This is a genomic window from Oerskovia sp. 140933 (genome assembly GCF_059651515.1).
Genome location: NZ_JAMXIO010000014.1, coordinates 17,887 through 29,091, shown reverse-complemented (window position 1 = coordinate 29,091; position 11,205 = coordinate 17,887). Strand labels below are relative to the sequence as shown.

Sequence of the window (11,205 nt, the reverse complement as noted above, 5' to 3'; positions counted from 1 at the left end):
TCGCGCCGCACCACCCGTCCCGACCACCTGCCGGAGGAGTCCGTTGCGCACCCGCCCGCCAGGCACCCCCGTCGTCCCGCCGCCCGTGCCGGTGGCCGTCGCGCCGTCGCTCCGCGCCGGGGGCCCCGCATGAGCGACGTCCGCCTGGGCCGCTGCGAGCAGTGCGGCGGCGACGTGCAGTGGTTGCCGTGCTACGACGGGCGCCGTCGGGCGTTCGCGCTCGACGAGGTCCGCAGCGTGCACGCGGGCGACGAGGTGCGCTGGTTCCTGACGTCGAACCGGGGAGCCGTGCCGGGGACCCAGCTCGCGTACAGGCCGACCATGCCGTTCCGGGTCCGGCACGTGTGCCAGCGGCAGCCCCAGGGGTACGGGGCGGGGGGTGAGGACGGCATCGACAAGGCCAAGGCGCTGCGCTCGGCGCCGCAGGTGCGGGAGTTCCAGGTCCGCCCGCCGTACCGGTTCGGGTACCGGTGGGAGTCGGAGTGGGGGCACATCGTGCACCCTGACCGCGGGCTGTGCGGCGCCAAGGTCATCGGGGAGATGACGCCGCGCGAGGCCGCGCGCCTGCCGACCATGCCCATGTGCAAGGAGTGCGTCGTGCGGTACCGTCGCCGCCACCCGCAGGACCCGGTGTTCCGGCCCGTCGAGCCCGCCGGCCGGGCCGAGCCGACCTGACCGCCGCTGAACCAAGGAGCCCCGTGCCGCCCTACGACCTCGACCACCGGCTCGTCGTCGGTGTCTCCTCGAGCGCCTTGTTCGACCTGTCCGACTCGCAGCGCGTCTTCGACGAGCAGGGGATCGACGCGTACCGCGCCTACCAGGACGAGCACCTGGACCGGACGCTGCGCCCCGGCGTCGCGTTCGAGTTCGTCCAGCGTCTCCTGAGCCTCAACGACCTGTCGCCGAGCCCGCAGGACCCGCTCGTCGAGGTCTTCGTCCTGTCGAAGAACGACCCGACGACGGGGCTGCGCGTCATGAGCTCGGTCGCGGCGCACGGGTTGCCGATCAGCCGGTCGATCTTCACGCAGGGGGTCGCGCCGTACGCGTACATCCCGGCGCTCAACATCTCGCTCTTCCTCTCGGGGGACGCCCGCGACGTCCGCACGGCGACCCTGCTGGGACACCCGGCCGGTCAGGTCCTGGGGAGCGCCGCCGTCGGGCAGGGCGCCTCGTCCGGCCCGACGGCGGAGCGCACCCCCGGAGCGTCCGTCACCCCGGGCGGGACGCCCGGGGCGCGCGACGACACGGCTGACACCGAGCTGCGCGTCGCCTTCGACTTCGACGGCGTGCTCGCCGACGACAGCGCCGAGCGCATCTTCCAGTCGGACGGGCTCGAGCAGTTCCACGAGTACGAGAGCGCACGCAAGGTCACCCAGCACCATGCCGGGCCGATCCTGCCGTTCCTGCGGGCGCTGAGCACGATCCAGCGCCGTGAGGAGGAGCGTGCGGTCGAGGACCCCACGTACCGCCCCCGCGTGCGCGTCTCGATCGTCACCGCGCGCAGCGCGCCCTCGCACGAGCGGGCCGTGAACACGCTGCGCTCGTGGGGCGTCACGGTCAACGACGCGTTCTTCATGGGCGGTGCCGACAAGGGGCGCGTGCTGCGCGTCCTGCGCCCGCACATCTTCTTCGACGACCAGCGCGGGCACCTCGACCCGGTCGCGCGCGAGGTCGCGAGCGTCCTGGTGCCGTACGGCGTGACGAACGAGGAGGTGCCGGTGGCGGCCGTCCCCGTCGAGCCCGACCCCGACGGCGAGGCACTCGTGCCTGCCGTCGTCGCGGGCCCGGTCGGCTGAGGCGCCCGCCGTGCCGTTCCTCGCGCCGCTGCCCTCGCCCGACCCCGGGACGCCGGAGCGCTGGGTCCCGGCGGCGACGGTCGACCTGCGTCAGCTGCCCGTGACGAGCCGCTGGAAGGTGTGGTTCGAGGTCCTGACCCCGTTCGGCCACAGCTCGCGCCCGGCCGACGAGCAGTCGGCCGACGGGCCGGTCTGGTTCCGGGCGTCGGTCGAGCAGACCGTCCCGGTGGGACTCGTGACCGACCTCGCGTCGGTGCCCATGCCGTTGTGGGGCGTGATCGCGAGCTACGGCCGCCAGACGCTGCCCGCGATCCTGCACGACGCGACGTCGCGGGCGCTCGCGGACCCCGACCGGCCGGCGAGCAGTCGACGGGCTGCGCGCCGCGACGCCGACCACCTCTTCCGCGGCACCCTGCGGGAGACCGGCACGGGTCCTGTCCGGCGGTGGCTCATGTGGGCCGCGGTCCGGATCTTCGGGAGCCTGCCGGTCGCGGTCGTGTTCCTGCTCGCGGTCGTCGCGGGCGTCGTCGCGCTCTGCCTGGCGGCGACCGGCGCGGGGACCGGGGGGACGGCCGGTGACTGGCTCGTCGGAGCGCTGGTCGTGACCGCGGCCGCGCTGACCGTGCTGATCGCCCTGGCCGCCGGGGCGGGGATCGAGAGCCGCCCGGCAGCGGACGGTGCCGAGCGCGCCCGGTGGGTGCCGGCGGCGACCGGCAGCCTGCTCGGCGCGGTCGGGACCGGGCTCGTCGCGCTGCCTCTGCTGCTCCCGCTGATCGTGCTCACGTTCGTGACCGAGCTCGTCGTGGGCGCGGGGGAGGGGCGCCGCGTCGTGCGGGCGCAGGGTGTCCCGACGGGCGGGCTCACGGCGCAGGAGGCTCCGACCGTGCGCATCTCCTACGCGCAGCCCGGGTGAAGTCAGCCGCGCAGGCGGTCCGGGGTAGGGACGGCACACCCGTCCGACCATAGGCTTCGGGCGTGCCCCGAGCCGCCCGCCCGACCACGCCCCGCGCCACCCCCGCACGTCCGGGCGTGCCGCGCCCCGGCGCGGGCCGCCCGCGACGCCCTGCCGTCGAGCGACCGCCGCGCACGGCCCTGCTCGGACCCGCCGCCCGCACGGTGCGTGCGCACCTGCCGACCTACCTGCGGGCGGTGCTGCTCCTGCAGGGCGCAGCGGTGCTCGTCGCGGTGCCGCTCAAGGTGTGGCTGTTCGACGTGGCGCTCGCGGCGGCGGGGGTCGGCGCGCTCACGCACCTCAACGTGCTGCGGGTCCTGTCGAGCCCGGTCGCGGTGGTCCTCCTGCTGGTCGTGGCGTTCGTCGCGTCGGTCGTGGTCCTGTGCCAGCAGGGCGCGTTCCTCGCGATCGGTGCCCGGCTGCGCGCGGGGGAGACGGTCTCGGTGCGGGCCGTGGGCGCCGACCTCGCGCGCACGAGCCGCAAGCTCCTCGGCCCGCAGCTCCTGCTGTTCGTGGGCTACTTCTTCGTGCTCGTGCCCGTGGGCAACTTCGGGACGGCGGCGTTCCTGGTGCGCGGCATCGCGATCCCGGAGTTCGTCGTCGGGGAGCTCCTCAAGTTCGACGGCGGCCTCTCCGTCTACGTCGCGTTCCTCGCGGGGGTCCTGTTCCTCAACGTGCGGCTGGTCCTGACGCTCGCGTTCCTCCTGACGTCCGACGCCTCGGTGTCGGGCGCGATGGCCGCGAGCTGGCGCGCGACGCGCGGGCTCTGGCCGCGTCTCCTGGGCACGTTCGCGGTGGTCGTGCTGGGCGTCGTGGTGGTCGCGGCAGGGATCGTGACGCTCGCCCTGGTCCCCACGCGCGTCGCGGACGTGGCAGCGCCCGGCGCCGCGCCGGTGGTCGCGGGTGTGACGCTCACGCTCGTGCAGGTGGTCGGGTTCGTGCTCGTCGGAGTCGTCGCGGCGCTGCTCACGCTGGTCGTCGTCGCGGTCGCGGGGGAGCGGCAGGAGTCGCTGCCCGACGGCGCGGCTCACGTCGGCGACGCCTCCTCGCCCGGGCCGGTGCCAGGGGACCCGGGGCCGCCGGACGACGGGGCAGGACTGGTCGGAGCTCCCGTGGTCGGCGTGCCAGCCGACGCCCCCGCCTCGTCGGGCCGGGTGCCGCCCGTCCTCGGACGCGGCTGGGCGAGCCGACCTCGCGGGGTCCGTGCCGCCGTCGGGCTGGTGGCCGTGCTGGTGCTCGTGGCGGTCACCGTCGCGAACACGCGCGCCATGACGACCCTCGCGCGCGAGGAACCCGGCGCGGTCGTCGCGCACCGCGGGGACCCGGGCGGCGGCGTCGAGAACTCGATCGCGTCGCTCGAGTCCGCCGCGGCGCTCGGGGCGGACTACGTCGAGCTCGACGTGCTCCAGGCCGCCGACGGCGGGCTCGTCGTCTTCCACGACCTGACCCTGCGACGCCTCGCGGGCTCCGACCGTGCCGTGCACACCATGACGCTCGACGAGCTGACGTCGACGACCGTCCGCCAGGGCGGGTTCGAGGCGACCATCCCCTCGCTCGGGGAGTTCGTCGAGCGCGCCCAGGAGCTCGACGTGCCGCTCCTGGTCGAGCTCAAGGCGCACGGCCACGAGACGCCGACGTTCGTCGCGGACGTCGTCGCGCTCCTGCGGGCCCACGGCGTCGCGGACCAGTACCTCGTCCAGTCGATCTACCCCGAGCAGGCCGACGAGGTGCACGCGCTCGGCCCGGAGATCGCGGTCGGCTACGTGATCCCGTTCCTGCGCGGACCGCTCGGGACGCCGCCCGTGGACTTCGTCGCGATCGAGCAGTCGTCGGACTCCTCGCGCGTGCGGGCCGAGGCACGTGCGGCCGGGATCGACGTCTTCGTGTGGACCGTCAACGACCCGGCCGCGATGCGGGCCCAGCTCCGCGGCGGCGTCGACGGCATCATCACGAGCAGCCCACGCCGTGCCGTGACCGAGCGTGCCGCGGTGCGCGACGACCTGGCCCTGTCGGCACGCCTCGAGGACGAGCTGCGCGACGCGCTCGCGTGGTGAGGCGCCGTCGAGGAGCGCGCTGCCTCAGGACTCGGTGATCGCCACGTCGGTGGACAGGTGGACCGGCATGTAGTCGTCGACCGCGAGGACCCACAGGCCGTCCGCCCCCGCGGGGACCTCGAGGCAGACGTTGCCCCGGGCCGAGTCGTCCGTGCCGATCAGGCCCGTGCCGACGAGGGAGTCGGGGACGTCGCCGCAGCCCTCCGCGTACTCGGTGCCGTCCCGGTCCACGAACCAGAGGTCGATCGACCCGTGGGCGGTCACGGTGCTCGACGGCCCGACGTACATCGCGTCGACCGGGACGATCCAGTACTCCATGCCCTCGGCCGGTGCCACGTTGACGTCGTTGTGCGCGAGGATCTCGGCGGTCGCCTCGTGCGGGAGCTCGAGCAGGACCGACCACTCGTCGGTGTACACCTCGCCCTCGAGCGCCCACGGGTCGTCGAAGGTCCCTCCGTCCTCGCCCGCGACCTGGTCGTCGCCGTGTCCGTCCCACGCCTCGTCGGGGACCGGGCCAGCAGGCCGCGGCTCGGCCGCGGCGTCCGCGAAGAGCTCGCTGCCCGCCACGACCGCCAGGGTCACCGCGGTCGCGCCGACGCCCCCGACGACCAGGCCCGCGATCCCCGCGAGCACCCCGACGAGGACGCGCGAGGGACCCGGCGGCCTCGCCCCGTACGCCGGGGCACCCGCAGGGCGGCCCTGACCCGGGGCGTGGGGGCGTGGGGGACCGTACGGGTGGGGCGTGCCCGGTGCGGCCGGGGGTGGTGACGGCTGACCAGGGTGCGGGCTGCTGCCGGCCGGAGGGAACCCCCGGGCGACGCCTGGCGTGACGGGCAGGACGTTCGCCGGAAGCCGGGCAGTGCTGCTCGGCGCGCCGGGGCCGCTGCTCTGCAGGCCAGGGCCAGGGGCGGAGCCGTCGTCAGGACCAGGGGCCGACGCCCGCTGCGGGAGGGGCTGGTGCGGTGCGGGCGGCTGGTGCGGTGCGGGCAGCACCGCGTCGACGGGCGTGCCCGGCGATGGGGTCGGCGTCGGGATCGGCGACGGGATCGGCGACGAGGGCGGGGCGAACAGATCACTCACGGGTGCTCCACGGTGCGACGGGACCGGCTGGTCCGGGAAGGGTGTCGCTCGGCAGCTCGCGCGCCGCGCGCCCGGATCATCCCACCGGAGAGCGGCCGCGCGCCAGGGGTATCAGTGCAGGCCAGGGCGTCGGACCGGCCAGGCTCTGCGCCGCGGCCGCGGCCGCTGCCCTCCTGCTGCCGCTGCCGAGCACGAGGTTCCACGCACGCGAGAACGAGGTTGTGGTCGCTATCCCCTCGATAACGACCACAACCTCGTTCTCGGCACCGGCACCGGCACCGGCACCGGCACCGGCACCGGCACCGGCACCCGCCGGCCGGCCAGCCGCCCCAGGGTGGTCAGCCCTCGCGCGGCCCGTCCACGGCCGACCCGACCAGGAACTGCGAGTACGCCCCGATGGTCAGGAACGTCGGGAAGTCCTCCGCGAGGGCCACGGCCCGGAACACGTGCGCGGCGTCGTCGACCCGGTTCCCCTCGCCGCGCGGCAGGTCGTCGACGACCTCGGCGAGCAGCGCCTCGACGCGGGCCCGGGTGATGGGCACCCCGTTCTCGGTGCGCGTGCCGGACGCGATCCACTGCCAGATCTGCGAGCGGGAGATCTCGGCGGTCGCGGCGTCCTCCATGAGGTGGTCGATCGCCGCGGCGCCCACGCCACGCAGCCAGGACTCGACGTACCGCACGCCGACCGAGACGTTGGACCGCAGCCCGGCGGCCGTGACGGTGGCGCCCGCGCGGCGGACCGACCCGATGTCGAGCAGCTCGTGCTGCCCCACGGTCACGTCGTCGCGCAGGCGCGAGACCTGGTTCGGCCGGTCTCCGAGCACGGCGTCGAGCTCGGCGCGCGCCACGGGGATGAGGTCGGGGTGCGCGACCCACGTGCCGTCGAACCCGTCGCCGGCCTCGCGCCGCTTGTCGGTGCGGACCTGCTCGAACGCCTTCTCGGTCACGTCGGGGCGGCGGCGGTCGGGGATGAACGCGCTCATGCCGCCGATCGCGTGCGCCCCGCGCTTGTGGCACGTCGCGACGAGCAGGTCGGTGTAGGCGCGCATGAACGGGGCGGTCATGGGCACCTGCGAGCGGTCGGGCAGGACGTACTGGTCGCCGCGCGTGCGGAACGACTTGATGACCGAGAACAGGTAGTCCCAGCGGCCTGCGTTGAGCCCTGCGCAGTGGTCGCGCAGCTCGTACAGGATCTCCTCCATCTCGAACGCGGCGGGCAGGGTCTCGACGAGCACGGTCGCGCGGATCGTGCCCTGCTCGATCCCCAGGTACTCCTGCGCGAACACGAACACGTCGTTCCAGACGCGCGCCTCGCGGTAGCCCTCGAGCTTGGGCAGGTAGAAGTACGGTCCGCGGCCGCGCTCGACGAGCTCGCGCGCGTTGTGGAAGAAGTACAGCCCGAAGTCGACGAGCGACGCCGAGGCCGAGACGGCCACGCCCGCGCGGTCGACGTAGCGCAGGTGCTTCTCGATCAGGTGCCAGCCGCGGGGCCGGAACACGATGGTCGGCAGGTCGGTCAGCTCGGTCGAGCGCAGCGCGTACTGCTTGCCCTCGGGGGACGTGAACGCGAGCGTCCCGCGGATCGCGTCGTGGAGCGCGAGCTGGCCCTCGATGACGTTGCGCCACGTGGGGGACGACGCGTCCTCCTGGTCGGCGAGCCACACCTTGGCGCCCGAGTTGAGGGCGTTGATCGCCATCTTGGGGTCGGTCGGGCCCGTGATCTCGACGCGGCGGTCCTCCAGGCCGGGGGCACCGTGCGAGCCGGCGACGCGCCACGACGGGTCGTCGCGCACGGGCCGGGTCGCGGCGGGGAAGTCGGGGTCGATCCCGTCGGCGACGTCCTGGCGGCGCTGCTGGCGGTCCATGAGCAGCCCGTGGCGGGCGGCGAGGAACCGGTCGTGCAGCGCGGTGAGGAAGCCGAGGGCGTCCGGGGTCAGGATCTCGCGGTAGCGCTCGCCGAGGTGTCCGGTGACGTCCAGGGTGCCCGACGGCGTCGCGCGCCGCGCGGAGGTGGGCCGACCGGACGGGGTGCGCTCCGCCGTCGGGCCGGAGGGGTGCGTGGTGAGGGTGATGGGCATGGCGTGCTCCGATGGTCTGTGCCGCGAGGTGGAGGCGGGGCGTCGAGGGAGAGAGCCGGGGCGCTCTCCCTCGACGACGAGACCTCTACGTCGGCGAGGCGGCGAGGCTTAGTGGAACTGGGCGGTCTCGGTGGAGCCGGCGAGCGCGAGGGTGGCGCTGTCGGGGTTGAGTGCCGTGGCGACCCGGTCGAAGTAGCCGGTGCCGACCTCCCGCTGGTGGCGGGTGGCCGTGTAGCCGTCGGACTCGGAGGCGAACTCGGCCTCCTGCAGCTCGACGTAGGCGCTCATCGCGCGGTCGTTGTACCCGCGGGCGAGCTCGAACATGGAGTGGGACACGGCGTGGAAGCCGGCCAGGGTGATGAACTGGAACGCGTAGCCCATCGCGGCGAGCTCCTTCTGGAAGCTCGCGATCTGGGCGTCGTCGAGGTGCTTCTTCCAGTTGAACGACGGCGAGCAGTTGTACGCGAGCTTCTTGTCGGGGTGCTGCGCGTGGATGGTCTCGGCGAACCGGCGGGCCAGCTCGAGGTCCGGCTCGCCCGTCTCGACCCAGATGAGGTCGGCGTAGGGGGCGTAGGCCAGGCCGCGCGAGACGACGGTGTCGATGCCCGGGCGCGTGCGGTAGAAGCCCTCGGCCGTGCGCTCGCCCGTGAGGAACTCCTGGTCGCGGGGGTCGACGTCGGACGTGATGAGGTCCGCGGCGAGCGCGTCGGTGCGGGCGATGATGACGGTCGGGACGCCCGCGACGTCGGCGGCGAGGCGGGCCGCGTTGAGGGTACGGATGTGCTGCGAGGTCGGGACGAGGACCTTGCCGCCCAGGTGGCCGCACTTCTTCTCGGACGCGAGCTGGTCCTCCCAGTGCACGCCCGCCGCGCCGGCCTCGATCATCGAGTGCATGAGCTCGTAGGCGTTGAGGGGACCGCCGAAGCCTGCCTCGGCGTCGGCGACGACGGGGGCGAGCCAGTCACGCTCGGGCGTGGCGCCCGCGGAGGAGCCGGCGCGCTCGGCCGTCTCGATCTGGTCGGCGCGCAGGAGGGCGTTGTTGATGCGGCGCACGACGGCCGGGACCGAGTTGGCGGGGTAGAGCGACTGGTCGGGGTACGTCTGGCCCGACAGGTTGGCGTCGGCCGCGACCTGCCAGCCCGAGAGGTAGATGGCCTTGAGACCAGCGCGCACCTGCTGCACGGCCTGGTTGCCGGTCATGGCGCCGAGCGCGGCGACCCACTCCTCGGTGTGGATGAGGTCCCACAGCTTCTCCGCGCCGCGGCGGGCCAGGGTGCGCTCCTCGCGCACCGAGCCGCGCAGGGCCACGACGTCCTCGGCCGTGTAGTCGCGCTGCACGTCGGCCCAGCGGGGGTCGGTCGACCAGGACAGGGCGAGGTCGGCGGCGGACTGACGCTGGTCGCCGGGGCGTGTCGGTGCGTGCCCGGGGGTGTGGCCAGAGGGCGCGACGGGGGTCGTGACGGACTCTGCCCGGGCGGACGCGGTGCGCGGCGTCGCGTACTCGTTCTCGGAGCGGCGGCTGATGATGGGCGGGGTGGTCACGGGGTGCCTCCAGAGCTTCGTTGCGTGCGGTGGTACTCGATCCGGCGTCCCGCTCGGGAGGAGCGGTGGCCGTGGAACGACCTTCCTTCGCCACGCAAGGGGTCCACAAGGACTTCCTTGGCAGAAGAACTCCACTTCTTCTGTTGTGCGCAAGGAGTGACGTGTGTCACCCTCAGTCATGGCAACTGACCCCCGGTCGGCTCGGAAGATCCCCGTACGGCTCGGCGAGGCGCCGCCCGTCGGCACGCTGCCCGTCGAGGAGGAGGCCGACGCCCTCACGATCGGGCGCCGCGTCCGGCACCTGCGGACCGAGCGCGGCATGACCCTCGACGAGCTCGGCGCCGCGATCGGCCGCGCGCCCTCGCAGGTGTCCGTGATCGAGAACGGCCGTCGCGAACCCAAGTTCTCCCAGCTCCAGGCCATCGCCCGGGCCCTCGGCGCGAGCGTCGAGGACCTGCTCTCGGCCGAGCCGCCCACCCGCCGCGCGGCCCTCGAGATCGAGCTCGAGCGCGCACAGCGCGGCCCCCTGTTCGCCTCGCTCGGGCTGGGAGCGGTGCGGGTCGGCAAGTCGCTCCCGAGCGACGCGCTCGAGGCCATCGTGGGCCTCCAGCGCGAGCTCGAGCGCCTGCACACCGAGCGGGCCGCCACCCCCGAGGAGGCTCGCCGCGCCAACACCGAGCTCCGTGCGACCATGCGCGCCCAGGACAACCACTTCCCCGAGCTGGAGACGACCGCGCGCGAGCTGCTCGACGGCGTCGGGCACGCCCGCGGACCCATGTCGCAGCGTGTGGCCGCGGACCTCGCGACCCACCTGGGCTTCTCGCTGCACTACGTGCACGACCTGCCGCACTCGACCCGCTCGGTCATCGACCTGCGCCACCACCGCGTCTACCTGCCGAGCACGGGCACGCGCGCGTCGAGCGACCCGCGCTCGGCCCTGCTCCAGGCGCTCGCCTCGCACGTCCTGGGACACCACGAGCCGCGCGACTACGGCGAGTTCCTGCGCCAGCGCGTCGAGGCCAACTACCTGTCGGCCGCGCTCCTGCTGCCCGAGCGCGACGCCGTCAAGCTCCTCAAGGAGGCCAAGGACGACCGGTCGATCTCGGTCGAGGACCTGCGCGACGCGTTCTCGGTGTCCTACGAGACCGCGGCCCACCGCTTCACGAACCTCGCCACGACCCACCTGGGCGTGCCCGTGCACTTCATGAAGATCCACGAGTCGGGGATCATCCACAAGGCCTACGAGAACGACGGCGTGCGCTTCCCCGCGGACCCGCTCGGCGCGGTCGAGGGCCAGTACGTGTGCCGGAACTGGACCGCCCGCACGGTCTTCGCGGTCGAGGACCGCCTGAGCCCGTTCAGCCAGTACACCGACACCCCGACCGGCACGTACTGGTGCACCTCGCGCGTGCAGGACTCCGACGACGGCCAGTTCTCGGTGAGCGTGGGCGTGCCGTTCGGGCACGTCAAGTGGTTCCGCGGGCGTGAGACGACCGAGCGGACGGTCTCGCGCTGCCCCGACGAGTCGTGCTGCCGACGCCCGCCCGCCGCGCTGACCGAGCGCTGGGCGGACCGGTCGTGGCCGAGCGCTCGCCCGCACGCGAGCATGCTCGCCGCGATGCCCGTGGGGGCGTTCCCGGGCGTGGACCAGACCGAGGTGTTCCGGTTCCTGGAGGCGCACGCGCCGGCCCTGCGGTGAGTCG

Annotated in this window: 8 protein-coding genes; 5 read left to right on the top strand and 3 right to left on the bottom strand. The window is 74.1% G+C overall.

Annotated features, from left to right (window positions below):
* Positions 1 to 129: 129 nt before the first annotated feature.
* The 4 genes from NHG27_RS09385 (at position 130) to NHG27_RS09370 (ending at position 4,802) form a co-directional block, all read left to right on the top strand.
* Complete coding sequence (locus tag NHG27_RS09385; protein WP_497016101.1) at positions 130 to 675, top strand: hypothetical protein; 546 nt, start codon at positions 130 to 132, stop codon at positions 673 to 675.
* A gap of 23 nt (positions 676 to 698) precedes the next feature.
* A complete protein-coding gene (locus NHG27_RS09380) occupies positions 699 to 1,796 on the top strand; it encodes a 5'-nucleotidase (RefSeq protein WP_497016100.1) in 1,098 nt (365 codons plus the stop codon).
* Between the two features lie 10 nt (positions 1,797 to 1,806).
* Positions 1,807 to 2,709 (top strand): DUF1353 domain-containing protein, encoded by a 903-nt coding sequence (locus NHG27_RS09375; protein ID WP_497016098.1) that lies wholly within the window; start codon positions 1,807 to 1,809, stop codon positions 2,707 to 2,709.
* Between the two features lie 62 nt (positions 2,710 to 2,771).
* Positions 2,772 to 4,802 (top strand): glycerophosphoryl diester phosphodiesterase membrane domain-containing protein, encoded by a 2,031-nt coding sequence (locus NHG27_RS09370; protein ID WP_497016096.1) that lies wholly within the window; start codon positions 2,772 to 2,774, stop codon positions 4,800 to 4,802.
* A gap of 24 nt (positions 4,803 to 4,826) precedes the next feature.
* On the opposite strand, the gene NHG27_RS09365 is transcribed toward NHG27_RS09370, so the two are convergent.
* From NHG27_RS09365 to aceA, 3 genes are all read right to left on the bottom strand, one after another.
* On the bottom strand, positions 4,827 to 5,435 hold the full coding sequence (locus NHG27_RS09365) for a hypothetical protein (protein ID WP_497016093.1): 609 nt from the start codon (positions 5,433 to 5,435) through the stop codon (positions 4,827 to 4,829).
* A 785-nt stretch (positions 5,436 to 6,220) separates the two neighbouring features.
* On the bottom strand, positions 6,221 to 7,960 hold the full coding sequence (gene aceB / locus NHG27_RS09360; RefSeq protein WP_497016092.1) for a malate synthase A: 1,740 nt from the start codon (positions 7,958 to 7,960) through the stop codon (positions 6,221 to 6,223).
* Positions 7,961 to 8,068: 108 nt separating this feature from the next.
* Positions 8,069 to 9,502, bottom strand: coding sequence for an isocitrate lyase (aceA, locus tag NHG27_RS09355; protein ID WP_321575347.1), 1,434 nt, complete (start codon positions 9,500 to 9,502; stop codon positions 8,069 to 8,071).
* A gap of 178 nt (positions 9,503 to 9,680) precedes the next feature.
* Here aceA and NHG27_RS09350 point away from each other — a divergent pair, with 178 nt between their 5' ends.
* Entirely contained in the window at positions 9,681 to 11,201 is a 1,521-nt protein-coding gene (locus NHG27_RS09350; protein ID WP_193719587.1) for a helix-turn-helix domain-containing protein, read from the top strand.
* Positions 11,202 to 11,205: the final 4 nt, after the last annotated feature.

What these genes read in the sequence shown, in the direction of transcription:
- NHG27_RS09385 (WP_497016101.1), top strand. Translation starts at nt 130, where the DNA reads ATGAGCGACGTCCGCCTGGGCCGCTGCGAGCAGTGCGGCGGCGACGTG.
- aceB (WP_497016092.1), bottom strand. Translation starts at nt 7,960, where the DNA reads ATGCCCATCACCCTCACCACGCACCCCTCCGGCCCGACGGCGGAGCGC.
- NHG27_RS09350 (WP_193719587.1), top strand. Translation starts at nt 9,681, where the DNA reads ATGGCAACTGACCCCCGGTCGGCTCGGAAGATCCCCGTACGGCTCGGC.